The organism is Micromonospora sp. CA-263727 (assembly GCF_050942455.1).
In the GTDB taxonomy this organism is placed as follows: domain Bacteria; phylum Actinomycetota; class Actinomycetes; order Mycobacteriales; family Micromonosporaceae; genus Micromonospora.
The window spans coordinates 2,428,061-2,454,304 of sequence record NZ_CP192031.1; the positions used below are offsets into that span (position 1 = coordinate 2,428,061).

The 26,244-nt window shown below is 72.0% G+C and carries 19 protein-coding genes and 1 pseudogene; 11 read left to right on the forward strand and 9 right to left on the reverse strand.

Translation table 11 applies throughout. From position 1 onward, the window contains the following. Positions 1-58 precede the first annotated feature (58 nt). The 4 genes and pseudogenes from ACQPYA_RS11045 to ACQPYA_RS11060 form a co-directional block, all read left to right on the forward strand. Positions 59-2,893, forward strand: a complete 2,835-nt coding sequence (locus tag ACQPYA_RS11045) for an ATP-binding protein (RefSeq protein WP_433532514.1) — start codon at positions 59-61, stop codon at positions 2,891-2,893. Positions 2,894-2,961: 68 nt separating this feature from the next. Further along, positions 2,962-3,576, forward strand: coding sequence for a winged helix-turn-helix domain-containing protein (locus ACQPYA_RS11050; RefSeq protein WP_433532515.1), 615 nt, complete (start codon positions 2,962-2,964; stop codon positions 3,574-3,576). Then, on the forward strand, positions 3,573-4,862 hold the full coding sequence (locus ACQPYA_RS11055; RefSeq protein ID WP_433532516.1) for an MFS transporter: 1,290 nt from the start codon (positions 3,573-3,575) through the stop codon (positions 4,860-4,862). The genes ACQPYA_RS11050 and ACQPYA_RS11055 overlap by 4 nt, the downstream gene beginning before the upstream one ends. Before the next feature lie 356 nt (positions 4,863-5,218). Further along, a pseudogene (locus ACQPYA_RS11060) lies at positions 5,219-5,329 on the forward strand (DUF402 domain-containing protein); the annotation flags it as partial. Positions 5,330-5,623: 294 nt separating this feature from the next. On the opposite strand, the gene ACQPYA_RS11065 reads toward ACQPYA_RS11060, so the two are convergent. The 4 genes from ACQPYA_RS11065 to ACQPYA_RS11080 form a co-directional block, all read right to left on the reverse strand. Further along, positions 5,624-6,685 (reverse strand): ABC transporter permease, encoded by a 1,062-nt coding sequence (locus tag ACQPYA_RS11065; RefSeq protein WP_433532517.1) that lies wholly within the window; start codon positions 6,683-6,685, stop codon positions 5,624-5,626. Next, positions 6,682-7,575: an ABC transporter ATP-binding protein gene (locus ACQPYA_RS11070; protein WP_433532518.1), complete on the reverse strand. Its 894-nt coding sequence runs from the start codon at positions 7,573-7,575 to the stop codon at positions 6,682-6,684. Before ACQPYA_RS11070 ends, ACQPYA_RS11065 begins: the two co-directional genes overlap by 4 nt. 80 nt (positions 7,576-7,655) lie before the next feature. Continuing rightward, on the reverse strand, positions 7,656-8,348 hold the full coding sequence (locus tag ACQPYA_RS11075) for a response regulator (protein ID WP_433532519.1): 693 nt from the start codon (positions 8,346-8,348) through the stop codon (positions 7,656-7,658). A gap of 156 nt (positions 8,349-8,504) precedes the next feature. Next, the gene (locus ACQPYA_RS11080; RefSeq protein ID WP_433532520.1) at positions 8,505-9,785 is read right to left on the reverse strand and encodes a histidine kinase; all 1,281 of its coding nucleotides are present in this window, start codon (positions 9,783-9,785) and stop codon (positions 8,505-8,507) included. A 116-nt stretch (positions 9,786-9,901) separates the two neighbouring features. Between ACQPYA_RS11080 and ACQPYA_RS11085 the strand changes: the two genes are divergently transcribed. Further along, positions 9,902-10,513: a GNAT family N-acetyltransferase gene (locus ACQPYA_RS11085; RefSeq protein WP_433532521.1), complete on the forward strand. Its 612-nt coding sequence runs from the start codon at positions 9,902-9,904 to the stop codon at positions 10,511-10,513. Between the two features lie 12 nt (positions 10,514-10,525). Here ACQPYA_RS11085 and ACQPYA_RS11090 read toward each other — a convergent pair whose 3' ends face one another. Next, the gene (locus ACQPYA_RS11090) at positions 10,526-12,511 is read right to left on the reverse strand and encodes a M48 family metalloprotease (protein WP_433532522.1); all 1,986 of its coding nucleotides are present in this window, start codon (positions 12,509-12,511) and stop codon (positions 10,526-10,528) included. Between the two features lie 13 nt (positions 12,512-12,524). Next, positions 12,525-13,121: a LemA family protein gene (locus ACQPYA_RS11095; RefSeq protein ID WP_433532523.1), complete on the reverse strand. Its 597-nt coding sequence runs from the start codon at positions 13,119-13,121 to the stop codon at positions 12,525-12,527. Between the two features lie 412 nt (positions 13,122-13,533). On the opposite strand from ACQPYA_RS11095, the gene dnaE reads away from it, so the two are divergent. Beyond that, positions 13,534-17,067, forward strand: coding sequence for a DNA polymerase III subunit alpha (gene dnaE, locus ACQPYA_RS11100; protein WP_433532524.1), 3,534 nt, complete (start codon positions 13,534-13,536; stop codon positions 17,065-17,067). Positions 17,068-17,128: 61 nt separating this feature from the next. On the opposite strand, the gene ACQPYA_RS11105 is transcribed toward dnaE, so the two are convergent. Both ACQPYA_RS11105 and ACQPYA_RS11110 read right to left on the reverse strand, forming a co-directional pair. Continuing rightward, complete coding sequence (locus ACQPYA_RS11105) at positions 17,129-17,824, reverse strand: response regulator (protein ID WP_433532525.1); 696 nt, start codon at positions 17,822-17,824, stop codon at positions 17,129-17,131. Continuing rightward, the gene (locus tag ACQPYA_RS11110; protein ID WP_433532526.1) at positions 17,821-19,413 is read right to left on the reverse strand and encodes an ATP-binding protein; all 1,593 of its coding nucleotides are present in this window, start codon (positions 19,411-19,413) and stop codon (positions 17,821-17,823) included. The genes ACQPYA_RS11105 and ACQPYA_RS11110 overlap by 4 nt, the downstream gene beginning before the upstream one ends. Positions 19,414-19,544: 131 nt before the next feature. On the opposite strand from ACQPYA_RS11110, the gene ACQPYA_RS11115 reads away from it, so the two are divergent. Together ACQPYA_RS11115 and ACQPYA_RS11120 are read left to right on the forward strand one after the other, a co-directional pair. Next, positions 19,545-20,924: a cation:dicarboxylate symporter family transporter gene (locus tag ACQPYA_RS11115; protein WP_433532527.1), complete on the forward strand. Its 1,380-nt coding sequence runs from the start codon at positions 19,545-19,547 to the stop codon at positions 20,922-20,924. A gap of 264 nt (positions 20,925-21,188) precedes the next feature. Continuing rightward, positions 21,189-22,226, forward strand: coding sequence for an aminotransferase class V-fold PLP-dependent enzyme (locus tag ACQPYA_RS11120; RefSeq protein ID WP_433532528.1), 1,038 nt, complete (start codon positions 21,189-21,191; stop codon positions 22,224-22,226). A gap of 100 nt (positions 22,227-22,326) precedes the next feature. Here the strand turns inward: ACQPYA_RS11120 and ACQPYA_RS11125 are convergent, their stop codons facing one another. Then, positions 22,327-23,187, reverse strand: coding sequence for an SPFH domain-containing protein (locus ACQPYA_RS11125; RefSeq protein ID WP_433532529.1), 861 nt, complete (start codon positions 23,185-23,187; stop codon positions 22,327-22,329). A gap of 310 nt (positions 23,188-23,497) precedes the next feature. Here ACQPYA_RS11125 and ACQPYA_RS11130 point away from each other — a divergent pair, with 310 nt between their 5' ends. Genes ACQPYA_RS11130 through ACQPYA_RS11140 form a run of 3 tightly spaced genes read left to right on the forward strand, consistent with a single transcriptional unit; the run spans position 23,498 to position 26,238 of the window. After that, positions 23,498-24,259 carry an ABC transporter ATP-binding protein gene (locus tag ACQPYA_RS11130; RefSeq protein ID WP_433532530.1) on the forward strand — a complete coding sequence of 254 codons (762 nt, stop codon included), beginning with the start codon at positions 23,498-23,500 and terminating at the stop codon, positions 24,257-24,259. Beyond that, positions 24,246-24,938 carry an ABC transporter ATP-binding protein gene (locus ACQPYA_RS11135; RefSeq protein ID WP_433532531.1) on the forward strand — a complete coding sequence of 231 codons (693 nt, stop codon included), beginning with the start codon at positions 24,246-24,248 and terminating at the stop codon, positions 24,936-24,938. The genes ACQPYA_RS11130 and ACQPYA_RS11135 overlap by 14 nt, the downstream gene beginning before the upstream one ends. A 55-nt stretch (positions 24,939-24,993) precedes the next feature. After that, entirely contained in the window at positions 24,994-26,238 is a 1,245-nt protein-coding gene (locus ACQPYA_RS11140; RefSeq protein ID WP_433532532.1) for an ABC transporter substrate-binding protein, read from the forward strand. Positions 26,239-26,244 lie beyond the last annotated feature (6 nt).

Sequence of the window (26,244 nt, forward strand, 5' to 3'; positions counted from 1 at the left end):
CCGCTGCCGTAGAGCGCGGTCTATGATCGGTTTCAGGCAGCGAGTCTGGGGAGGCGCGGTGGCCGTACGTCCGTCGGGCGTCGGCGCGCAGGCGCCCCTCGTCGGCCGTACCAGCCAGTTGGCGGCGCTCGACGCGGCCGTGTCGGCGGTGGCCGGCGGCGACTTCGCGGCGGTCAACCTCTGCGGTGAGGCGGGCATCGGGAAGACCAGCATGCTGCGGGCGCTTCAGGACCGGGCGGGCGCGGCGGGGCTGCTCGTCTGCGCGGGCCGGGCCGCCGAGTTCGAGCGGGACGTGCCCTTCGCGATGTACGCCGACGCGCTTGAGCACCTCGTCTCGGCCAGCGGCGCGGCCGAGGACGGCGAGCTGGTGTCGCGCGCTCTCAACGGCCGGCCGATCCGCCACGGCTCGGCCTCGTCGGTGGGCCGGGCCCGGATCTACGCGGCGGTACGGCGGCTCATCGACGCGGCCCGGGCGCCGGGTGTCGCGTTGCTCCTCGACGACCTGCACTGGGCGGACGAACCGTCGCTGGAGCTGACCGAGTACCTCATCCGCAAGCCACCGCGTCGCCCGACACTGGTCGCGGTCGCCTTCCGCAGCGAGCGGCCCCCGTCCGGAGTCGCCGACGCGATCGTGCACCTCGGCCCGGCCGCGACCCGCATCAGCCTGCCCCATCTCGGGCCCGCCGACATCGACGCGCTCCTTCCCGAGGTGCCGCGCCGCCGTCGGACGCTCATCTCGCGCGCCAGTGGCGGCAACCCGCTCTACATCCGGGAACTGTCCCGATGCCGCGACGACACGCTCGCGGCCCTGGTGGACAACGACGACGTGGACGTCTCGGAACGCCACGTCCTCACCGGGCTCGCCAGCGACATCGCCGACCTGGCCGAGCCGGTCCGCCGGGTCGCCTACGCGGCGGCCGTCGCCGGTGACCACGCCTCGATCGGCCTGGTGGTGCGGGTGGCGGAGATGCCGACCAGCGTCGTCGTCGAGGCCGCCGACGAACTGCACCGGCGCGGGCTGATGGACGTCGAGGCCGCGCGGCTGCGGTTCCGGCATCCGCTGGTGCGCGCCGCCGCGCACGAGCTGGCCGGCCCGGCGTGGCGGGTCACCGCGCACGCCCGCGCCGCCCACCACCTGCGCGCCAACCACGGGCCGCCGCAGGTGGTGGCACACCACACCGAGCGGTCCGCCCAGCCGGGTGACGAGGCGGCGGCCGAGACCCTGATCGACGCGGGGTTGGCCTTCACCTACCACGCGCCGGCCCAGGCGGCCCGTTGGCTCGGCTCGGCGCTTCGCCTGCTGCCGGAGGACCACCGGCTTGGCGGCCGGCGGCCGACCGTGCTGCTCCAGTACGCCAGGGCCCTGGGGCTCAGCGGCGACCTGGAACGCAGCCGGGAGGTGTTACGCGAGCTGGCGCACGTCGACGATCGGGTACGTACCGAGGCGGTGGCGTTCCGTGCGGTCGTGGCCCGCCTGCGCGGTGACATCGACGAGGCGGCCACCCTGGTCACGGAGCAGCTGGCCAGCGAGCGGCTGCCCCGGACCTCCGCCGGGAAACTGCACGTGGAACTCGCCGCGATAGCGGCGCTCGGCGAGGACAGCGACACCACGGTACGGCACGCGGGGCGCGCCCTCGCCCTGCTGGAAGCGGATCGTCCGGCGCTCTCCGCGGCGGCGCGTGCGCTGCGCGCCTTCGGCGGCCTCTACCGTGGAGATCTCGACGCGGCCCGGCACGACGGGGCGGTGGCGGCCGAACTGGTCGACACGGCGACGAACGCGGCACTGCGCCCGCACGTCGAGCTGTTCGGCCCGCTGGCGTGGGTCCGCATGCACCTGGGCGAGGTCACCGCCGCGGCCCATCACCTGGACCGGGCGGCCGACGTGGTGGAGAGCGTCCGGGACAGCAGCGCGGTGCCGTACCTGCTGGTCGTGCGTGCCGCGCTACAGACGCGGCTCGGGCGCCTGGAGGCGGCCATCCAACTCGCGGACGAGGCGGTGGCCGTGGCCCGCCGCATCGGCAGCGCCGAGATGCGGGCCATGGCGGAGGCGGTCGCACTGCGCCCGCTGCTGTTGACCGCCGGGCCCTCCGCCGCCTTCGGCGCCACCGGTCGGCTCGCCGGCAGCGAGTGGCCGCGGTCGCGGATGTGGCGGCGGGTCGGCCAGGTCAACCTGGCCATCGCCCATCTGGCGGCCGGGCGGCCGGAGTCGTGCCTGGGGATCGTCGCCGACCCGGGGCCGTGGCCGCCCGGCCCACCGACCGCCGTACCTCGGGACACGCTGCGGGCGATCGGGCTGGTCAGGTCGGGCGACACCGGCAGCGCCGGCCGGTACGCCAGCCGGGCCGCCTCGCTGGCCGACGCCGCCGGACTCGCCTACGAACAGGGTTGGGCCGGCTACGCCCAGGCGTACGTGGCCGCCGGTGCGCACCGGTACGACGAGGCGGCGGCGCTGGCCGCCTCCGCCGCCGCCCGGCTCGTCTCCGCCGGGGCGCCCGTCGAGGAGGCGCTCGCGCGGCACCTGGCCGGCAACGCGTACGCCCGGGGTGGCCGCCCCGGGGCCGCCCGGGACGCCTTCCGGCAGGCCCAGCAGGGGTACGAGAGCTGCGGGGCGACCTGGCTGCTGTCGGTGCTCGCCCGGCACCGGGCGGCGACCCCGTCCCGCCCGAAGCGGGACCCGCGTCCAGCGGCGACCGGCACCACCACGCTCTCCGCCCGGGAGCGGGAGATCGCCGAGCTGGTCCGGGCCGGCCTCACCAACCAGGAGATCGCCTCGCGCCTCTTCCTCAGCCGCCGGACCGTCGAGTCGCACCTGGTGCGCATCTTCGCCAAGCTGGGCGTGCGCTCGCGTACCGAGCTGGCCGGCCGGTTCACCGCCGAGCCCCCGACCAGGTAGCCGTCCGGTGCCTTGGGCAGGCGGGCCGGCAGTTGCTAAAGATATCTTTCTAAAGCATTCTCTACTACATGACCGAAGAGGTACCCCGGCGTTTGATCAAGGTCACCGACCCACGGGCCCTGCGGGCGTACGCGCACCCGCTGCGGATGCGCCTGATCGGGCTGCTGCGCGGCGAAGGACCGATGACCGCGACGCAGGCGGCGGCCCGGCTCGACGACAACGTGCCGAACTGCTCGTTCCACCTGCGGCAGCTCGCCAAGTACGGGTTCGCCGAACGCGTTCCCGGCGCGGACGGTCGGGAACGGCCGTGGCGGGCCACCACGCAGTACACGTCCTGGGACGACGACTCCGACGATCCGGTCATGCGGGCCGCCACTGACCAGATCAACAGCGTGATGCTCGGCCTCTACCTGCAACGCGCCCAGGACTACCTCGCCATCCGCGCCGACGAGCCCGTCGAGTGGCGGGTCGCCGCCGGCTTCGGCGACACGTTGCTGCACGTGACCGCCGCCGAGCTGCGCGAGGTCATGGAGAAGATCGACGCTCTGCTGGCCCGGTACGACGAACGGATCGCCGACCCGGCGAAGCGCCCACCCGGGTCCCGCCCGGTGACGCTCGTCCAGATGGCGCTGCCGCGGGGGATCGCGGCCCCGCCGGCACCGGCGAGCGGAGACGGGCCGTGACCGAACCCCTCGTCCTGACCGGCCCGGCGCCGTCGCGCCGGCCCGGCACTCCCCGCCGCCCCCGCATTCCGCGGCTGCTCCGGCAGACCGCATTCCGCCGCTACTGGTCCGCCCAGACCGTCTCGCTCTTCGGCGACCAGATCACCATGCTCGCGGTACCGCTGCTGGCCCTGCTCGCGGTCGGCGTCGGACCCGCCGAGATGGGCTACCTGACCGCCGCCTCGCTGCTGCCGAACCTGTTCTTCTCCCTGCCGGCGGGCGCCTGGGTGGACCGGTACCCGCACCGACGCCGGATAATGATCATTACCGACCTCGGCCGGGCCGGCCTTCTGCTGGCCGTGCCGTTGCTGTGGTGGGCCGACGCACTGAGCCTGCCGCTGCTCTGTGCCGTGGCCTTCCTGATCGGGGTCCTCTCGGTCTTCTTCGAGGTGGCACACGTCAGCCTGTTCGCCGCCCTGGTCCAGCGGCCGGACTATGTCGACGCCAACAGCCTGGTCAACGGCAGCAGGGCCATCTCGCACGTGGCCGGCCCGAGCATCGGTGGCGTGCTCATACAGGTGCTCACCGCCCCGGTCGCGCTCTTCTCGGGCGTGCTCACCTATCTGACGTCGGCGGTCTTCTTGGCCCGGACCGGGGTCGACGAGCGTCCCGTACCGACCGGCCCCGGCCTGGGCATGGCTGCCGGCGTGCGGTACGTGGCCCGCTCCGCGATCCTCCGGGCGACGGTGCTCGGCACCACCACGCTCAACCTGTTCAACTACATGTTCGCCGCGCTCTTTGTGCTCTACGTGACCACCGCGCTGGGCGTCTCCCCCGGCATGCTGGGCCTGATCATCGGGGCCGGCGCGTTCGGCGGGCTGCTCGGCGCGGCCGTCACCGGCCCGATCAGCCGCCGGATCGGCATCGGCCCCACGGTGCTCCTCGGTTTCGTCGCCTTTCCGGCCCCGCTGGTCCTCGTGCCGCTGGCCGTGGGACCGCAGCCGCTGGTGCTCGCGCTGCTCTTCGCCGCCGAGTTCGTCTCCGCGCTGGGCGTCATGGTCCTCGACATCGCGGTCGGATCGGTGCAGATCGCCGCCACACCGGTGGCGATGCTCGCCGTGGTCTCCGGCTTCCGGCGCACCGTCAACTACGGCATCCGGCCGATCGGCGCCCTGGCCGGCGGGGCGCTCGGCGCCACGATCGGAGTGCGTCCCGCCCTCTGGATCGCCAGCCTCGGGGCCCTGCTCGGGCTGTTCTGGGTCGCCTTCTCCCCGCTGCGCACCATGCGTAACCTGCCCGAGGAGTGACGCCCCGCCGCAGCCTGTCGGGGATCTGATGCACGAGAAGGCGTGGCGGAAGTCGGACGTGGAAACCTGGATCAGGAAGTATTCGGTCGGAGTTCACGGAACGCTGATCGGGGCCTGGGGGAGTGGTGACGGCGGAACGGTTCGCGCCCGGCGACGTGGTGGTGCGGCGCGAGATGCTGCGCGGCGAGGTCTGGTTCGGCTGCCCGACGATCTGCGTCGAGGACTCTGCCGATCTGCTCGCGCTCTACCTGCCATCGGGCGCCGAGTTCGGCTTTCCCGAGGAGGGGGCCTTCCCCTGCGGGCGGCATCCGTGGCAGCTTGCCGGGCATACCGCCTGGACCGGGCACGGCAAGCTGATGCTCCAGCGTCCCGGCGAGGCGCACTCGGTCGACGTCTTCTGGTCCGGCCCGGAGCGGGCCTTCGCCGGCTGGTACTTCAACCTCCAGGACCCGTTCCGGCGTACCCCCATCGGGGTGGACACCCTCGACCACGAGCTGGACCTGTGGTGGGCGGCGGACGCCGACCGGTACGTCTTCAAGGACGTCGAGATCTTCGCCGAGCGGCTGGTGGAGGGGCGCTATCCGGGGATGGGCGAGGCGATCCGGGCCGAGGGTGACCGGATCGCCGCCCTGCTCGACGCCGGCCACCGCTGGTGGGACGAGTCCTGGGCCTCCTGGAAACCCGATCCGGCCTGGCAAACCCCGCGCCTACCCCCCAACTGGTCCGCCGACCTGGGCGTCACCGGCTCAACAGGACGAAGCTCAGCTGACCGTCTCGCGTTCGCGCCAGGCGGTGCGAATCGAGGTGCGGCCGTTGGTCCGCAGCAGCGACCCCTCGTAGACCCGGGCGCCGGCGAGCAGGAACCCGACCGCCGTCACCAGTAGCAGCGCCAGCGAGGCGAAGAGTTCCCAGAGCGCGGCGTCCCCGCTGAACAGCCGCAGCGGCATCGCCGTCGGCGAGGAGAACGGCAGGTAGGACAGCACCCGCATGGCGGTGGTCTTGTCGTTCAGGAAGATCACCGCGAAGAACGGCAGCATCACCGCGAGCTGTACCGGCATCGACACGCCGCCGATGTCCTCCAGCCGGTTGACCAGGGCGCCGGCCGCCGCCCACATGGACGCGATCAGCACGAAGCCGAGCAGGAAGAACGGGATGAACCAGCCGATCGCCGGCCCGAGCAGGGAGAGCAGCCCGGTGTTGTCGCCGAGCGCCATGCCGGCCACCGCGACCAGGGCGACCAGCCCGATCTGCCCGAGCGCGAGGATGGTGCCGGCGATCATCTTGCCGGCCAGCAACGCCCGGACGGGCACCGCGGCGACCAGGATCTCCACGATCCGGGTCTGCTTCTCCTCGATGATGCTCTGCGCGATCTGCACGCCGAAGGTCTGCGAGGTGACGAAGAAGATGAAGGCGAAGGCGAACGGCACCAGGAAGGCGATCACCGGATCCACCGCATCGGGATTCAACAACCGGACCGGGGGCTCGGTGCTCAGCGCGGAGACCACGTCGTCGGGGGCGTCGTTCATGGCCAGCACGGCCGGGCCGGCGACGACCGCGGCGTCCACGTCGCCGTCGCGGACCGCCTGCTCGGCGGCGGCGTCGTCGGGCACCGTCCGCACCTCCAGCCCCGCCGCGCGCAGCGGGCCGGCCGCCGCCTCGGTCGCCGCCACCGTGGACGGTCCGCCGGAGAGCATCGGCGGCAGGATGGTCGCCGCCGCGGCGATCAGCAGGAAGAACACGGTGCTGATCAGGAAGGTGCGGTCGCGCAGCTTGACCCGGATCTCCCGGGCGGCGACCAGGCGGGTGGCCTGCATGGAGTTCACTGGGCGACCTCTCGGAAGATTTCGGCGAGGGAGGGACTGACCGGGCGGAACGCGCGCACCGGGCCGCGGGCCAGCGCCGCGTGCAGCACCGGCTGCTCGTCCGCGCCGGGCGCGAGGTCGAACACGGCGCGGTCGCCGTCGAGGTCGACCAGGGTCACCCCGGGCTGGTCCCGCAGCCAGCCGGCATCGGTCTGCACCACCAGCTCGAACCGGGGCGTGGTGTACGCCTCGCGCAACTCCTCCCGAGCGCCAGCGGCCCGGATCGCGCCGTCCGCGATGATCACCAGGTCGTCGCAGAGCCGCTCGACCACGTCGAGCTGATGACTGGAGAAGAGCACCGGAACACCGGCGGCGGCCCGCTCGCGCAGCACGGCGACGACCGTGTCCACGGCCAGCGGGTCCAGGCCGGAGAACGGCTCGTCGAGCACCAGCATCTCGGGTTCGTGCACCAGCGCCGCGGCGATCTGGGCGCGCTGCTGGTTGCCCAGCGAGAGCGTCTCCAGCAGGTCGTCGCCACGTTCGGCGAGCCCGATGCGGTCCAGCAACTCGTCGGTGCCGCGCCGGGCCGCGCCGGCGGTCAGGCCGTGCAACTGGCCCAGGTAGGTCACCTGCTCGCGGACGCTCATCTTCGGATAGAGGCCGCGTTCCTCGGGCATGTAGCCGAAGCGCCGCCGCACCTCACGGCTCAGCGGCGCGCCCCGCCACCGCACCTGGCCGGCGTCCGGGGCGAGCACGCCGAGGATGATGCGCATGGTGGTGGTCTTGCCGGCGCCGTTGCCGCCGACGAAGCCGGTCATCCGGCCGGCGACGACATCGAAGGACACGTTCTTGAGCACCTGACGGTCGCCGAAGCTGCGATCGACGCCGTCGAGGCGGAGGACGGTGGTCACGGCCTCGACGCTAGGTCGCTGATCTTGGGTTGCCCACCGCCCGGCGACGGAGATCCGGCTCCGCCTTGCGATGGAGGCGCTCACCCGCCGGGCCGGACCACCCCGTGCTCGTACGCGAAGACCACCGCCTGCACCCGGTCACGCAGGCCCAGCTTGCCCAGTGCCCGGCTGACGTGCGACTTCACGGTCGCCTCGCCCAGATGCAGCGCTACGGCGATCTCGGCGTTGCTGGCGCCCCCGGCGACCAGGACCAGCACCTCCCGTTCGCGCGGGGTGAGGTCGCGCAACGCCGCCTCCGCTGTCCGCCCATCGGCGGTCGTCCCGGCGGCGCCGCCCGGCCGGGCGAAAGTGGCGATCACCCGCCGGGTGAGTTCCGGCGCCAGCAGGCCGTCACCCCGGGCCACCACCCGGATCGCCTCGACCAGTGCCTCCGGCGTGCCGTTCTTGAGCAGGAAACCGCTGGCCCCGGCGGCCAGCGCGGCGAACAGGTAGTCGTCCCGGTCGAAGGTGGTGAGGATCAGCACGGCCGGGCCGCCCGGCTCGGCCGCGTCCGAGGTGATCCGCCGGGTGGCCGCCAACCCGTCGACGCCGGGCATCTCCACGTCCATCAGCACCACGTCCGGGCGGAGGGCCCGGGTCATGCCGACCGCCCGCTCGCCGTCCGCGGCCTCACCGACCACCTCGATGTCGTCCTCCACTTCGAGGATGACCCGGAAGCCGGTCCGGACCAGATGGTGGTCGTCGGCGAGCAGCACCCGAACCTTCTCGCTCATGACGGCACTCCGCTTCGCTGCGCGCCGCCATGAGGCTCCACCGCGCTGTGCTGATGATTCGCTCGCTGACGCTCGCTCATGACGGCACTCCGCTTCGCTGCGTGCCGCCATGAGGCACCGCCGCGCTGTGCTGATGATTCGCTCGCTGACGCTCGCTCATGACGGCACTCCGGTTGGTAGGGGGAGCGGGAAGCGGGTCCGGACCCGCCAGCCGCCGCCGGTACGCGGACCGACCTCCAGCGTGCCGCCGTGGGTCGCGACCCGTTCGCGCATCCCGATCAGGCCCATCCCGTCGGCGTTCGCCGGCCGGGTGGCCCGGCCGTCGTCGGTCACCTCGACCTCCACCTCGTGCGCCAGGTAACGGATCCGTACGTCGAGCACGGTCGCCCCGGTGGCATGCTTCAGCACGTTCGTCACCGCCTCCTGCACCACCCGGTACGCGGCCTGGGAGACCGACTCGGGCAGCGGCGTCGGCTCCCCGTACACCCCGAGGGTGGCTCGTGGCCCGGCCTCCCGCGCCCGGTCCACCACGGCGGTGAGCTGGTCGATCCCGGCGGGCTGCCCGGCGCGGTCCGGGTTGCCGTCGGGGGTCCGCAGCACGCCGAGCATCCGGCGCAGCTCGTCCACCGCCGTCCGGGCCGACTCCTCGATGAAGGCCAACGCGGCCCGAGCCTTGGCCGGGTCCCGGTCGAAGACCCGGCGGCAGGCTGCCGCCTGCACCCCCATCACCGACACGTGGTGGGCGACCACGTCGTGCAGCTCACGGGCGATCCGGACCCGCTCGCCGACCACGGCGTGCTCCCGGGCCTCCGCCTGCGACCGCCGTAGCTGCTCCGCCTGTTCGGCCAGCTCGTGCTGCCGGTGGGCGGCGACCCACGCGGTTTCGCCGAAGAAGTACGCGAACCCGAAGAACAGCGCGTTGACCAGAATGCCGCTGATCATCGCGGCGAGCAGCGGCGGCACCGGACCGATCGCGTTGGCGAAGGTTTCCTCGGTGATGGCGTCGTAGGTGGTCGCGTAGGAGATGCCGAGCCAGGCGAACATGGCGGCGATCACGCCGATGCGCAGGCGGCGGGCCAACCGGCGGTTCCCACCCCAGGCGCCGAGGGTGAAGATGGCGGCGAACAGCGCCCACTGCGAGAGCTGCCACTCCGGTACGGCCCGGACCTGGGACCCGATGAACGCCGCCGAGACCGCCAGCGCGCTGGCGGCGGGATAGCGCCGCCGCCAGATCAGCGGCAGCGGCACCGCGACGGTCCAGAGGATCTGTTCGAGGTCGGACGGCGGCGGTCCGAGCAGGAACGCGCCGGTGCTGCGGGCCAGCGTGAGGCTGAGCAGGGCCAGGGCGGTCGCGGCCAGCCCGGCGTAGAGGTCGAGGCGCTGCTGTTCGGGCGTCGGGCCCGGCCGCCGCCACTCGTCGCTGGTCTCGGTGGTCACCCTGATCAGGATGTCATCCCACCGCCCTCCGGGCACCCGCCGCCCCTGGACCGGGGCCGGTCCGGCATCGCCGCCGCCCGCTCCCGCCGGCGCGCCGGGCTCGGTATCCTGCCCCGGTGCCGACCCCCGACCTGCCGCTTGCGACCGAGCGGCTGGAGCTGCGACCGTTCCAGCCGTCGGACCTGTCCGACCTGCACGCCTACTTCGCCGATCCCGCCGCCCATCGCTACCTCTACAGCGAGGCCCCGGCCGATCTCGACGGCACCCGGAAGGTGCTGGCGCGACGGCAGCAGCGGACCGCGCTGCGCGAGAAGGGCGACGCGATCCACCTCGCGGCGGTGCTGCGCAACACCGACCACGTGATCGGTGACGTGCTCCTGATGTGGACCAGCCCGGAGCACCGGCAGGGCGAGATCGGCTACCTGCTGCACTCCGACCACCGGGGGCAGGGCTACGCCACCGAGGCGGCGCAGGCGGTGCTGGAGCTGGCCTTCGAGCGGTTCGACCTGCACCGCGTCGTCGGCCGGCTGGACGCCCGCAACACCGCCTCGGCGCGGGTGCTGGAACGGCTCGGCATGCGGCGTGAGGCGCACCTGAGGGAGAACGAGTTCGTCAAGGGCGAGTGGACCGACGAGGTGGTCTACGCGACGCTGGCCCGGGAGTGGCGGGCCCGCCGCCCGGCCGCCGTGCCGGTCAGGCCCGGTCCGACGGGCACGACCGACCGGTAGCTCGGGCCGCGGTCAGCCGAGGCCGTGGCCGGCCATCGGCGGCAGCGGGCAGTGCAGCAGACCGCAGATCGTCCGCAGCAGCTCGATCTCGGGCACGGTCATCGTCCCGTCGTGGCTGATCACCGCCACCACGGCCGCCACCAGCCGCTCCTTGTCGGCCGGACGCAGCCCGTCCAGCACCGGCCAGGCGGTCTCCAGGGCCAGCACGCCGTTCTCCGGTGGCGCGTACGGGAGGGTGGCGCCGGGCAGCAGCGTGGCGACGCCGGCCTGGAAGGCCCGGTCGGCGGCGGCCTGATCGGCGTGCCCCACTTGGGCGAGCGTGGCCAGCAGGAAGGAGGCCGCCGAGCGGGCGTCGGTCAGGGTGCGCCGGTCGGTACGCCAGCGGGAGTCGGGCCGCAGCGACTCCTGGAGTTCGGCCAGCAGCAGCCGGGAGAGGCAGTATTCGGTCACGTCGATCGCGCCGTCGGCGTGGATCAGCGTGAACACGGCCGCCATCAGCGACTCCAGCTCCGCCGCCGGGCGGGCGCGCAGCGCCGGGAAGGTCAGCTCGGCCAGCGGCAGCCGGAGCGTGGGGTGCAGCTCGGCCAGGGCGTCCGACTCGCGCAGCGCGGCGTCGGCCAGGGCCGGGCCGTGCCGGTCGGCCAGGGCGGCGTACTGGTGCTGCCGGACCGCCGGCTCGACGCTGAGCAGCAGGCCGAGCAGCAGTGGCACGGCGCTGTCCCGGTTGCGGGCCCGGTCGAGCAGGTGACCCGGGATCCGGTCGAGGATCGCCGCGGCGTGGGTGTAGGCGGTCTCGGTCGGGGCGGCCACCCGGCCCAGCACCTCGGCCGGGGCGACGCGTACCCGGGCGTCGTGGGCCGGAAGTCCCGGCCCGGCCGGACGGCCGGCCACCGGCGGCGCTGCCTGGCCCGGGGCGGGCTGCCCCGGCGCGGCGGTCGGGGCCAGACCGAGCGCGATGTCCTCCTGCCGGCCGGAGGGCGGTGCCGCCGCCCACCGCTGGGACAACTGCCGCAGCTCGGCCGGATCGAACGACGGCTCCAGCGCCCGGATCCGGTCGGCCAGCGGGGGATGGGTGGCGAACCAGGATGTCCGGGCCGCCTCGCCGAAGAGCATGTGGCCCACCTCGTCGCGCTTCGGCGACTTCAGCTCGGAGCCGTCGGAGAGCCCACCGATCTTCTTCAGCGCCCCGGCGATGCCACGGGTCTGGCGGGTGTACTGCACGGCCGAGGCGTCCGCGAGGTACTCGCGCTGGCGGGACACGGAGGCCTGGATGAGCCGCCCGGCGAGGACCCCGACGTACCCGGCCACCAGCAGCGCCAGCCCCACCAGCATCAGCGGGTTGATGCCGCCGCCGCTGTTGTTGCTGCGTTGCCGCCCGCCGCCGAGCAGGCCGAAGCGGGACATGCCCCGGCCGATCACGGTGAGGAAGAGGATGCCGAAGAGCAGGCCCATCAGCCGGATGTTGAGCCGCATGTCGCCGTTGACGACGTGGGCGAACTCGTGGGCGATAACGCCCTGGAGCTCGTCGCGGTTGAGTCGCTGCAACGCGCCCCGGGTGACCGCGACGGCGGCGTCGGAGGGGCCCCAGCCGGCGGCGAAGGCGTTGATCGCCGTCTCCTCCGGAAGGAGGTAGACCTCGGGCACGGGTACGCCGGAGGCCAGCGCCATCTCCTCGACCACGTTGCGCAGCCGGCGCAGCTCCGGGTCGGTGGTGTCCGTCGGCACCGGCACCCCGCCCAGCTCGCGGGCCACCTTCCCGCCTCCACCGCGCAGCGTGAGCGTCCGCACCAGCGCGGCCAGCCCGATCGCCGCGACCGTGGCCACGGTGACCGCGACGACGAACGCGGCGAGCTGTCCGGGGTCGGCGGAGGCGGCGTTGAAGGCGAACACCGCCGCGACGTTCACCACCACCACGATGCCGACCACGGCCAGCACGAACAGCAGTACCAGCCGGGTCGACAGCCGGCGTACCTGGCGCTGCCGTTCGAAGAAGTTCATCTGCGGTCGAAACTCAGAACGAGACCTGCGGGGCCTGGCGCTGCTGCGGGTCGTCCGGCGTGAAGAGCGCCGCCGGGCCGAACGAGAACATCCCGGCCAGCAGGCTGGACGGGAACACCTCGCGCTTGTTGTTGTAGGCCATCACCGCGTCGTTGTACGCCTGCCGGGCGAAGGCGACCCGGTTCTCCGTCGAGGTCAGCTCCTCCGACAGCTGCATCATGTTCTGGTTGGCCTTGAGATCCGGGTACGCCTCGGAGAGCGCGAACAGCCGGCCCAGCGTGGCGGTGAGCATGTTCTCCGCGCCGCTGAGCTGCTGCATGGCGGCCGGGTCGCCGGGGGCCGCCGCGGCGGTGGCCTGCGCGTTGACGGCGGCGTTCCGGGCCGTGATCACCGCCTCCAGGGTCTCCCGCTCGTGCTTGAGGTAGCCCTTGGCGGTCTCGACCAGGTTGGGGATGAGATCGTGCCGGCGGACCAGCTGCACGTCGATCTGGGCGAAGGCGTTGCGATACGCGTTGCGGGCCCGGACCAGCCCGTTGTAGATCGAGACGCCGAAGCCGACCAGCGCCACGACGATCAGCGCCAGACAGACCAATCCGATGATGATTTCCACGGCCGCTCCCTCGGTACGTACGTCGGTCCTGCCGCTGATGATCGTACGTTCGCCGGGCCACCTCCCGCCCCCGGCCGGTTCGGCGAGCTGTCGCCGCCGCTCGGACGAGGCCCGGAGGGGCTCAGGTCACCGGGTGGACCGGCGGGCCCTCACCACGCTCCGGCCGTCGATCATGTCGCCGATCGAGGCGCGCAACTCGTTGGCGATCTCCTGGCGTCGCGGCGTCGGCACGGAGCGCAGCGTCGCGCCCGCCGATCATGCAGTTGTGCTGGTCGATATATGTGATATGCCCCTTGTGTGGGGCACCACAACTCCATGATCGACCGGGGGTGGGGTGTGGCGCGCTGGAGTGGGCTCGGGCGGCGGCGATAGGGTGGGGCGACCGACTCGATCATCCGACCCGGGGGGCTTCGTGGGCGATTCGTTCGCGCATCTGCATGTGCACACGGAGTATTCGATGCTCGACGGAGCGGCCCGGCTCAAAGACCTGTTCGCCGAGGTCAAGCGGCAGGGAATGCCGGCCGTGGCGATGACCGACCACGGCAACATGCACGGCGCGAACGACTTCTACAAGCAGGCGATGGCCGCCGGGGTCACCCCGATCCTCGGCATCGAGGCGTACGTGGCGCCGGAGTCGCGGTACCACAAGCAGCGGGTGCGCTGGGGCCGGCCGGAGCAGAAGAGCGACGACGTCTCCGGTAGCGGTGGCTACACGCACAAGACGATCTGGGCGCGGAACAAGACCGGCCTGCACAACCTCTTCACGCTCACCTCCAAGGCGTACACGGACGGCTACTTCGTCAAGTGGCCCCGGATGGACGCCGAACTGCTCGCCGAGTACGCCGACGGCCTGATGGCCACCACCGGCTGCCCCTCCGGCGAGGTGCAGACCCGGCTGCGGCTCGGCCAGGACGCGCAGGCCCTCGAAGCCGCGGCGAAGTACCAGGACATCTTCGGCAAGGAGAACTACTTCCTGGAGCTGATGGACCACGGCCTGGACATCGAGAAGCGGGTCCGGGACGGGTTGCTGGAGATCAGTCGCAAGCTGGACATCCCGCCGGTGGTCACCAACGACTCGCACTACACCCACGAGGCCCAGTCCGAGGCGCACGACGTGCTGCTCTGCGTGCAGACCGGCAGCAACGTGGCCGACCCCAACCGGTTCAAGTTCGGCGGCAGCGGCTACTACATCAAGTCCGCCGACGAGATGCGCGCCGTGGACGGCTCCGACGCCTGGCTCCAGGGTTGCCGCAACACCCTGCTGGTGGCCGAGCGGGTCGACCCGACCGGGATGTTCGAGTTCCACAACCTGATGCCGCGCTTCCCGGTGCCCGAGGGGGAGACCGAGGAGACCTGGTTCCGCAAGGAGACCTTCGCCGGCCTGGCCCGCCGCTACCCGCAGGGCATCCCCGAGGGGCACGTGGTGCAGGCCGAGTACGAGCTGGGCGTCATCATCCAGATGGGCTTCCCGTCGTACTTCCTCGTGGTCGCCGACTTCATCCAGTGGGCCAAGAACCAGGGCATCGCGGTCGGGCCGGGCCGGGGCTCGGCGGCCGGTTCGCTGGTCGCGTACGCCCTGGGCATCACCGACCTGGACCCGATCCCGCACGGGCTGATCTTCGAGCGGTTCCTCAACCCCGAGCGCGTCTCCATGCCGGATGTCGACATCGACTTCGACGAGCGCCGGCGCGGTGAGGTGATCAAGTACGTCACCGACAAGTGGGGCGAGGACAAGGTCGCGCAGATCGCCACCTTCGGCACCATCAAGGCGAAGGCCGCGATCAAGGACTCGGCGCGGGTGCTCGGCTACCCGTACGCGGTCGGCGACCGGATCACCAAGGCCATGCCGCCGGACGTGATGGGCAAGGGCATCCCCCTCGAAGGCATCTTCGACCCGAAGCACCCCCGCTACGCCGAGGCCGGCGAGATCCGGGGCATGTACGAGTCGGAAGCCGACGTCAAGAAGGTCATCGACACCGCCCGGGGCATCGAGGGGCTGATCCGGCAGACCGGCGTGCACGCCGCCGGTGTGATCATGTCCGCCGAGCCGATCATCGAGCACATCCCGCTGATGCGCCGGGACTCCGACGGGGTGATCATCACCCAGTTCGACTACCCGACGTGCGAGTCGCTCGGGCTGTTGAAGATGGACTTCCTCGGCCTGCGCAACCTGACCATCATCGACGACGCGGTGAAGAACATCCAGCTCAACCACGGTAAGGAGCTGGACCTGCTGGCCCTGCCGCTGGACGACAGGGCCGCGTACGAGCTGCTGGCCCGGGGTGACACCCTGGGCGTGTTCCAGCTCGACGGCGGGCCGATGCGCTCGCTGCTGCGGATGATGAAGCCGGACAACTTCGAGGACATCTCCGCCGTCCTCGCGCTCTACCGTCCCGGACCGATGGGCGTGGATTCGCACACCAACTACGCGCTGCGCAAGAACGGCCTCCAGGAGATCATCCCGATCCACCCGGAGCTGGAGGAGCCGCTGCGGGAGATCCTCGCCCCCACCTACGGCCTGATCGTCTACCAGGAGCAGGTGCAGCGCGCCGCGCAGATCCTCGCCGGGTACACGCTCGGCCAGGCCGACCTGCTGCGCCGGGCGATGGGCAAGAAGAAGAAGGAGATCCTCGACAAGGAGTTCATCCCGTTCCGGGACGGCTGCCGTGAACACGGCTACTCCGACGAGGCCATCCAGAAGGTCTGGGACGTGCTGGTCCCGTTCGCCGGGTACGCCTTCAACAAGGCGCACTCGGCCGCGTACGGGCTCGTCTCGTACTGGACGGCGTACCTGAAGGCGCACTACCCGGCCGAGTACATGGCGGCGCTGCTCACCTCCGTCGGCGACGACAAGGACAAGATGGCCATGTACCTGTCGGAGTGCCGGCGGATGGGCATCCAGGTGCTGCCGCCGGACGTGAACACCTCCGCCGGGCCGTTCACCCCGGTCGGCAAGGAGATCCGCTTCGGTCTCGGCGCGATCCGCAACGTCGGCGCGAACGTGGTCGCCGCGATCATGCGCTGCCGCGACGAGAAGGGCGGGTACGCCGACTTCTACGACTTCCTGTCCAAGGTGGATGCGGTGGTCTGCAACAAGAAGACCATCGAATCACTGATCAAGGCCGGGGCGTTCGACTCGCTCCAGCATCCGCGCAAGGCGCTGCTCACCGTGCACGCCGACGCCATCGACGCGTACGCCGACGTCAAGCGCAAGGAGGCCGTCGGGCAGTACGACCTCTTCGGCGCGGGCTTCGGTGACACCGAGACGGCGACCAACACCACGGTCATGCCGACCATCGCCGAGGGGGAGTGGGACAAGCGCGACAAGCTCGCCTTCGAGCGCGAGATGCTCGGCCTGTACGTCTCCGACCACCCGCTGTTCGGCCTGGAGCACATCCTCGGCGCGGCGGCCGACTGCACCATCGCCGCCCTCTCCGAGGAGGGCACCGTGCCCGACGGTGCGGTGGTCACCCTCGCCGGCATCCTCTCCGGCGTGCAGCGGCGGGTCACCAAGCAGGGCCGGGCCTGGGCCTCGGCCACCCTGGAGGACCTCGCCGGCGGGGTGGAGACGCTCTTCTTCCCGAACACCTACGAGGTGATCGGGCAGTACATCGCCGAGGACGCCATCGTGGTGGTCAAGGGCCGGGTCGACCGGCGCGACGACACCCCGCGCATCATGGCGATGGACATGTCCCTGCCGGACGTCAGCACCAGCGCGGCCAACAAGCCGGTCACCCTCACCATCCCGGTCACCCGCTGCACCCCACCGCTGGTGGAACGGCTCAAGGAAACCCTGGTGCTGCACCCGGGCGACGCCGAGGTGCACGTCAAGCTCCTCAACGGCGGCCGGAGCAGCACCTGGCGGCTCGGCCCGGTGCGGGTGGCGGCGACCACCGCGCTGATGGCCGACCTGAAGAGCGTCCTCGGCCCGGCCAACGTCGGCTGACCCGCCCGCCGATCCCACCCGAGCTGACCCGGCCCGGGCCGAGCCCGCCGGCCGGGCCCGGTCAGACCGCTCGGTACTCCATCTCCGGGCGGCCGGGGGTGCCGTAGCGCGGCGTACGCCGGGCCCGCTCGACGGTCACCAGGTATTCCAGGTACCGCCGGGCGGTCACCCGGGACACGCCGGTGGAGTTGGCCACCTCGCTCGCCGAGTGGCCCGTGACGAGGGAGAGCGCGCCGAGCACCGCGTGCAGCGTCTGCGCGTCCAACCCCTTGGGCAGGGTCTGCCCGCTGGCGCCGCGCAGCGTGGCGAACATCTGGTCCACCTCGTGCTGCGCGGCGACCTCGCCGGCCGCGAGCGCCTGCCGCCGGTAGTCGGCGTACCGCTCCAGCTTGTCGCGGAAGGCGGCGAAGGTGAACGGCTTGAGCAGGTAGTGCGTCACCCCCAGGGAGACCGCCGTGCGGACCGCGGCCAGGTCGCGTGCGGAGGTCACGGCGAGCACGTCGATGCTGCTGCCGGCCGCCCGCAACGCCCGGCAGACCTCCAGGCCCGGCAGGTCGGGCAGCCGGAAGTCGAGCAGCACCAGGTCGACATCCGCGCCGTTGTTGCGCCGCAGCACCGCCATTGCCGCCCGCGCGGTGTGCGCGACGCCCACCACCACGAACCCCGGCACCCGCTCGGCGTACGCCCGGTGCGCCTCGGCCAGCAGCGGTTCGTCCTCGACCACCAGGACCCGGATGGCGTCGCCGCTCCCGTTCACTGGTCGACCTCGCCGGCGATGGGGAGCCGGACGGTGAACCGGGTACCGCCGCCCTCGGCGCGGCCCACCTCGGTGCTCCCGCCGTGCCGGTCGACCACCTGCCCGACCAGGGCCAGGCCGAGGCCGCGACCGTTGCTCTTGGTCGACCAGCCGCGGCGGAACGCGTCGGCCACCCGGTCGGGGTCCAGGCCCGGACCGCTGTCGGAGACCCGCACCACCAACTCGCCGTCGACCACCTCGACGAGCACCTGGACCCGGCGCGGCGGCGCGGTGCCGGCGACCGCCTCCAGGGCGTTGTCGACCAGGTTGCCGACCACGGTGAGCAGGTCGGTGGTGGGCAGCGGGCTGGCGTCGAGCCGGCATTCCGGCTCGATCACCAGGTCGACGCCGCGCTCGGCGGCCTGGGCGGACTTGCCGAGCAGCAGGGCCGCCAGGGCGGGGTCGGCGACCGCGCCGACCACCCGGTCGGTGAGCTGCTGGGCCAGCGCCAGGTCGCGGGTGGCCAGCTCGACGGCCTCGGCGGTACGCCCCAACTCCACCAGCGTCAGCACCGTGTGCAGGCGGTTCGCCGACTCGTGCGTCTGGGCCTGAAGCGCGTCGGTCAGCGCCCGCACCGAATCGAGTTCGCTGGTCAGGGCCCGCAGGTCGGTCTGGTCCCGCAGGGTCAACACGGTGCCCACCGGGTGACCCTCGAAGCGGGCCTGGCGCTGGTTGGCCACCAGCACCCGGTCACCGGCGAGCACCGGTTCGTCGTGCGCGTCCCGGCCGGAGGTCAGCAGGTCGGTCACCGCGGGCGGGAGGTCCAGCCCGGCCACCGGTCGGTCGACCCCGTCCGGCTCCCCGCCCAGCCCCAGCAGCCGGCGGCCCTCGTCGTTCACCAGCGCCACCCGGCGGTCGGTGGTGAGCACCACCAGCCCCTCCCGCACCGAGTGCAGGACCGCGTCGTAGTACTCGTACATCCGGGTCATCTCGGTCGGGCCGAGCCCGCGGGTCTGCCTTCGCAGGCGGCGGTTGAGCAGCCAGGATCCGAAGCCGGCGACCGCGAGGGAGGGGCCGGCGGCGCCGAGCAGCAGCGGCGCCTGCGCCAACAGCCGCCGGTTGATCACCCGGGTGGTGATGCCGACCGAGACCAGGCCGACGACCCGCCCGTCACTGTCGCGGACCGGCGCGACCGCCCGGACCGACTCGCCGAGCGTGCCGACGTTGGTGGTGGTGAAGGCCCGGCCGGCCAGCGCGGGTTCGATCTCGCCGAGGAACCTCTGGCCGATCTGTTCCGGGCTGGGGTGGGAGTAGCGGGTGCGGTCCGGCGCCATCACCACCACGAAGTCCGTTCCGGTCTCCACCCGGGTCGCCTCCGCGTAGGGCTGGAGGACGGCCGACGGGTCGGCCGAGCGCAGCGCCGCGCGTACGTCGGGGGAGCCGGCCACGGTCTTCGCGACCGCGAGCACCTCCTCCCGAGCCGCCTGCTCGGTGTCCGTGCTGGCCAGCCAGAACGCCCCGCCGGCAGCGACCGCCACCAGCAGCACGATCACCGCGGCCTGGAGGGCGAAGAGCTGTCCCGCGATGCTCCACTGCCGTCGCGCCACCACCGCTCCCGTCCTCGTCCGCCCCGGTGGCCCAGTGTCGCGCGCGGGTCGGCGTGGTATCGCCCGTGGGTCGCGGCGATGACCAGTATGACCACAAGGCTGTCGCCGGGTGAGGCGCAGGTCACATTGTCGGCATGGACACCACCACCCCTACCACCGCGCCGATGTCGGCCCAGCCCACGCGTCGGGATCCGACCCGCTACCTCTACCTGGCGGTGATCGCCGCCGCGATCGCCGGCGTCGTCGTCGGCCTCACCGCCCCCGAGTTCGGTACGACGCTGAAGCCCCTCGGCACCGGATTCATCGCCCTGATCAAGATGATGATCAGCCCGGTCATCTTCTGCACCATCGTGCTGGGCGTCGGCTCGGTCCGGCAGGCGGCCAAGGTCGGCAAGGTCGGCGGCCTGGCGCTCGGCTACTTCCTGCTGATGTCCACCGTCGCGTTGGCCATCGGCCTGGTGGTCGGCAACATCATCCAGCCCGGCGCCGGGCTGAACCTGGACGCCGGCACGGCCGGTGCCGGCCAGGCGGCGGCCAGTGGAGAGAGCGCCGGAACGGTCGACTTCCTGCTCGGCATCATCCCGACCTCGCTGCTCTCCGCCCTCACCGGAAGCGAGGTGTTGCAGACGCTGCTGGTCGCGCTGCTGGTCGGCTTCGCGGTGCAGGGCCTCGGCAGCCGGGGCGAACCGGCGCTGCGCGCGATCGGGGTCATCCAGCGGCTCGTCTTCAAGGTCCTCGCCATGATCATGTGGGCGGCGCCGATCGGCGCCTTCGGGGCCATGGCGGCGGTGGTCGGCGCGACCGGCATCGACGCGCTGACCAGCCTCGCCCAGATCATGCTCGGCTTCTACGCCACCTGCCTGATCTTCGTCGTCATGGTGCTCGGCGCGCTGCTCTGGCTGGTCGCCCGGGTGAACATCTTCACGCTCATCCGCTACCTCGGGCGGGAGTTCCTGCTCATCGTCTCCACCTCGTCGTCGGAGTCGGCGCTGCCCCGGCTGATCGCCAAGATGGAGCACCTCGGGATCAGCAGGCCGGTCGTCGGGATCACCGTGCCGACCGGCTACTCGTTCAACCTCGACGGGACCGCGATCTACCTGACCATGGCCTCGCTCTTCGTGGCCGACGCGATGGGCAAGCCGATGTCCATCGGGGAGCAGATCGGCCTGCTGCTGTTCATGATCATCGCTTCCAAGGGGGCGGCCGGGGTCACCGGCGCCGGCCTGGCCACGCTCGCCGGCGGCCTCCAGTCACACCGGCCGGATCTGCTCGACGGGGTCGGCCTGATCGTCGGCATCGACCGGTTCATGTCCGAGGCGCGGGCGCTGACCAACTTCGCCGGCAACGCGGTCGCCACCGTCCTGGTCGGCACCTGGACCGGCGAGTTCGACCGGACGCAGGCCCGCGCCGTCCTCGCCGGCCAGCACCCCTTCGACGAGACCACCATGCTCGACGAAGAACCCACCCCCACCCCCACCCACCCGCCCCGTGAACTAGCCCCCACCCCCGCCTGACCCCACCCCCACCCCACCCCACCCCCACCCCACCCCACCCACCTCTTTCCCACCCGCCCCCACCCGCCCCCGCCCCACCCACCCTTGCCGATCATGCAGTTGTGGTGGGCGTTCCGCCCCTTCTGCCCTATCCGTAGGGCACCACAACTGCATGATCGGCGCCCTGGGGGCGGGCGGGGGGGAGCGGGGTGGGGGAGGGGTGGGGGCCAGGGGGGTGGGATTGGCGCTCTGGTTCGGGTGTGAGGGGGGCTAGCGTCGGTGGGCGTGGAACTGGAACAGGCGCAGAAGTTGTGGCAACCGGAGCCGGGCTGGCTGAACACCGCCAGCTACGGGTTGCCGCCCGACCCGGCCTGGGAGGCGTTGCAGGAGGCGCTCGCCGGCTGGCGGGTGGGACGGGTGTCCTGGGAGAGCTGGGGCGAGTCGACCGGGCGGTCCCGGGCCGCGTTCGCCCGGCTGGTCGGGGTGCCGGTGGCCGACGTGGCGGTCGGTGCCACCGTCTCGCAGCTGCTGGCTCCGGTCGCCGCCGCGCTGCCGGCCGGTGCGCGGGTGGTCGTCCCCGAGGTCGAGTTCACCTCGAATCTCTTCCCCTGGCTGGTGCAGGCGGACCGGGGCGTCGAGGTGCGCACCGTGCCGCTGGACGAACTGGCCGCTGCGATCGACGCCGACACCGACCTGGTGGCGTTCAGCCTGGTGCAGTCCGCCGACGGCGCGGTGGCCGCGTACGACGAGATCGTCGCGGCGGCCCGGGCCCACGATGCGCTCGTCGCGGTCGACGCCACCCAGGCGTGTGGTTGGCTGCCGTTCGAGGCGGCCCGTGCCGACGTGGTGGTGGCGGGTGGGTACAAGTGGCTGATGGGCCCGCGGGGCACCGCCTTCGGTTATCTCGATCCGGCGTTGCGGGACCGGCTGCGGCCGGACGCCGCCGGCTGGTTCGCCGGCCGTGACCCGCACGACTCGTACTACGGGCCGCCGCTGCGGCTCGCCGACGACGCCCGCCGGTTCGACATCTCGCCGGCCTGGTTCTGTTGGGTCGGCGCGGCTCCGGCGCTGGAACTGCTGCTGGAGATCGGGGTGCCGGCGGTGCACGCGTACGACGTGGCGCTGGCCAACCGGTTCCTCGCTGGCCTGGGCCAACCATCCGGGCGCAGCGCGATCGTCACCGTGCAGGTGCCCGGCGCGCAGGAGAAGCTCGAACGGGCCGGTGTGCGCGCGGCGGTGCGGGCCGGTCGGGTCCGGGCCGCCTTCCACCTCTACAGCACGGAGCGGGACGTCGACCTCGCCCTGGACGCGCTGACCGGCTGACCGGCGCGCGGGCCGCCCTCGCCGGCGGCGCGGCCCCGGCGGTCAGGGACCGGGGTCGCTCGGCCGGCCGGCGAGGGCGGCGGTGCTCACTTGGCGGTGCTCACTTGGCGGTGCCGGTGACGATGCCCGGGTTGATGCACAGGCCCGGCGTGCTGCCGTTCTTCTCGGCGATCTCCAGGCATCGGGTCACCTTGTCGACCTTGGCGTTGGTCTCGGTGATCTGCTTCTGGATCTCGGCGTTGCGGCGGTCCTGTTCGAGGTTGCGGGTCTGGGCGAGCTTGTCCTGGAAGGCCTTGATGTTGCCCTCGGTCTTGTCGTCGTGGTTGACCCGGGTGATGGTGACCGACAGGATGTCGACGTCGTCGGCCAGCCGGCCCTCCGCGTTGGTCTTGATGCTCTCGGAGAAGGGCTTGAGGTCGACGTTCAGGTTGCCGGTCTGCGCGTCGATCCGCTCCAGCGGGTTGTAGACGGCGAAGGCGTCGTTCACCGCGCTGTCCAGCTGCACGCCGACCCGCTGGCCCCGGAAGCTGTCGAAGTCGCCCTTGTAGTCCATGAACTGCTGCGGGGCGTTCTCCGGCCGGACCTGCCACTCGACCAGCACCTCGACGCAGGCGTCGGCGAGGGTGCCGGTACGCACCCGTACGCAGTTGTTGTCGCCGATGTGGTCGTACTTCTGCCGCCCGGCGTCCCACTCGCCGACCCGCTGCCACGGCGCGACCCACTTCAGGCCGGAGCCGGTGACCTTGCCGGTCGGCTTGCCGAAGCTGGTGACGATACCCACCGAGCGGATCGGTACCGAGTGGGCGCTCGACGCCACGGTGAGCGCGACTGTCGCGGCGAATATCGCGGCGGCGGCCAGGGCGCCGCTCCGCCGCACGTTCCGGGAACCAAGGAGGGCGACGGCGGTGGCGACGATCGCGGCGAACGCGGCGACGATCGCGAGGGTGAAGCCGAACGGCATCTGTCCGGACCTTTCGGGGGCGGCCTGCTGTCTTGATCAGCAACGTAGCGGTCGTGGGCAAGGGCCGGCCCGCCGGAGGGTGGCGTTGACACATGTCTTCCGGGCGGACCGGCAGGGCCTGCTGGCGTCGGTGCCTCCCGCGGCGGGAAGCTGCGGTCGGGTGGTGGGGCATAGACACCCATGACGGGCCGGAAATATATCGACCATCGACATAGATCGACGTGTCGGCGGGGTCGTAGGTTTCCTGCACGCGACGGCCCTGTGACCCCGATCACCGAACTGGTCGTCGCCGGTAACCGAAGGATGGGCGATGACCGGGCAAGCAATCCTGTCGGCACGAGGGCTCACCCGTGACTTCCGGGGTTTCCGGGCGGTCGACGGCGTCGACCTCGATGTCGCGCCGGAGAGCGTGCACGCGTTGGTGGGGCCGAACGGCGCGGGCAAGACCACGCTGTTCAACCTGCTCACCGGCTTCCTGCGGCCCACCGCGGGGCGGATCGAGCTGGCCGGCCGGGACGTCACCGGCCTGCCCCCGGAGCGGGTCGCCCGGCTGGGGGTGGCCCGCTCGTTCCAGATCACCAGCCTCTTTCCGCAACTGAGCGCCCGCGAGCATGTCGAGCTGGCGTTGCAGAGCCCGAGTGGGCTGGGCTGGCAGTTCTGGCGCTCGGCGAAGCTGATGCGCCGCTACGCCGACCGGGCCGGCGAGCTGCTCGACATGGTGGGCCTCGCCGAGCTGGCCGACGCGCCGGCCGAGGCGCTGGCCTACGGGCGCAAGCGGGCCCTGGAACTGGCCATCGCCCTGGCGCTGGACCCGAAGGTGCTGCTGCTGGACGAGCCGACGGCGGGCATGGGCCTGGAGGACGTGGACCGCACCGTCGAACTCGTCGGTCGCCTCCGCGCGGGCCGGACCGTGGTGATGGTCGAGCACAACATGAGCGTGGTCGGACGGCTCGCCGACACCGTCACCGTCCTGCAGGCCGGCACGGTCCTCGTCGAGGGCCGGTACGAACAGGTCCGCACCGACGAGCGCGTGATCACCGCCTACCTGGGAGCCGCTGATGCTGCGCATTGAGAACCTCTCCGCCTGGTACGGCGAGGCGCAGGTGCTGCGGGACGTCAGCCTTGAGGTCGCCGCCGGTGAGGTGGTCACCCTGGTCGGGCGCAACGGCGCCGGCAAGTCCACCCTGCTGCGCTGTGCGATGGGGCTGCACCCCGGCCAGCGCGGCACGGTGGAGCTCGACGGGCGGGACATCACGAAACTGCCGGCCTACCGGCGGGCCCGGCTGGGCCTCGGCTGGGTGCCCGACGACCGGGGCAGCTACGCCACGCTCAGCGTCACCGAGAACCTCACGTTGCCGCCGGCGGTCGGCCCGCACCCGTGGTCGCTGGAGCGGGTGTACGAGGCCTTCCCCGCTCTCTACGAGCGGCGCGACTCGGCGGCCACCATGCTCTCCGGGGGCGAGCAGCAGATGCTGGCGCTGGCCCGGGTGCTGCGGATGGGCGCCCGACTGATGTTCTGCGACGAGCCGACCGAGGGCCTGTCCCCGCTGCTGGTGCAGCAGGTCGGCGAGATCCTGCGGCAGGCCAAGCAGCACGGCGTGACGGTGCTGCTGGTGGAGCAGAACCTGCACTTCGCCACCGGCGTCGCCGACCGGCACTACCTGCTGGCCGAGGGGCGCATCGCGGAGGCGATGGAGAACTCCGAGGTGCGGTCGCGCGAGCGCGAACTGCTGTCGTACCTCGGGATCTGACGATTTTCCCAACCGGAGAGCGAGCCGCGCCGGGCGCGGATATGGAGGATCGGGCATGCGTAGAACCACAGGGGTGGCGGCGGTCTGCGCCGCCGTGATGCTGGTCGCCGGCTGCGGCGGTGGGGGACCGCAGAGCCCGGGGGACTCGAAGCTCACCGACGACAGGATCGTGCTGGGCGTACTCAACGACCAGTCCGGGGTCTACTCCGAGCTGTCCGGCCGCAACTCGGTGCAGGCCGTGGAGATGGCCATCGCCGACTTCAAGGCCAAGTACGGCGACGACGCGGTCACCGACAGGATCAGCGTCGAGTCCGCCGACCACCAGAACAAGCCGGACATCGCCAACAACCGGGCCGCCGAGTTGTACGACCGAAGGTCCGCCGATGTCATCTTCGACGTGCCGACCTCCTCGGCCGCGCTCAAGGTGGCCGACGTGTCGAAGGCCAAGAAGAAGCTCTACTTCAACATCACCGGCGCCACCACGGAACTGACCGGCAAGGCCTGCAACAGGTACACGTTCCACTACGCGTACGACACGTACATGCTGGCCAACGGCACCGGCCGGACGGTCACCGAGCAGGGTGCCCGGAACTGGTACATCGTCTACCCGGACTACGCGTTCGGGCAGGACATGGAGCGGAGCTTCTCCGCCGCGGTGCAGCAGGCGGGCGGCAGCATCGTCGGCAGGGACGCGACGCCGTTCCCCAACGACAACTTCTCCACCTTCCTGCTGAAGGCCCCGACGCTCGACCCGAAGCCGGACGTGCTGGGCACCATGCAGGCCGGCGCGGACCTGGTCAACCTGGTGAAGCAGTACAACGAGTTCAAGCTGCGGGAGAAGGGCGTCGGCCTCTCCGTCGGCCTGATGTTCCTGACCGACATCCACTCGCTGACGCCCGACGCGCTGGCCGGCACCACCTACACCGACGCCTGGTACTGGAACTTCGACCAGCGCAACCGGGAGTTCGCCGACCGGTTCCAGCAGCAGACCGGGGCTCGCCCGACCTTCGCGCACGCGGCGAACTACTCGGCGGCGTTCCAGTACCTGGAGGCCGTCCAGGCGGTCGGCACCGACGACGCCGACAAGGTGGTCGAGCACCTGGAGGGAAAGGCGATCGAGGACGTCTTCCTGCGCAACGGCAAGATCCGCGCCGAGGACCACCGGGTCATCCACGACGCCTACCTGGCCGAGGTCAAGCCGGCCGCCGAGGTCACCGAGCCGTGGGACTACGTGAAGATCCTCAAGACCATCCCCGCCGAGCAGGCATTCGCGAGCCCGTCGGCCGACTGCAAGATGTGACGAGGC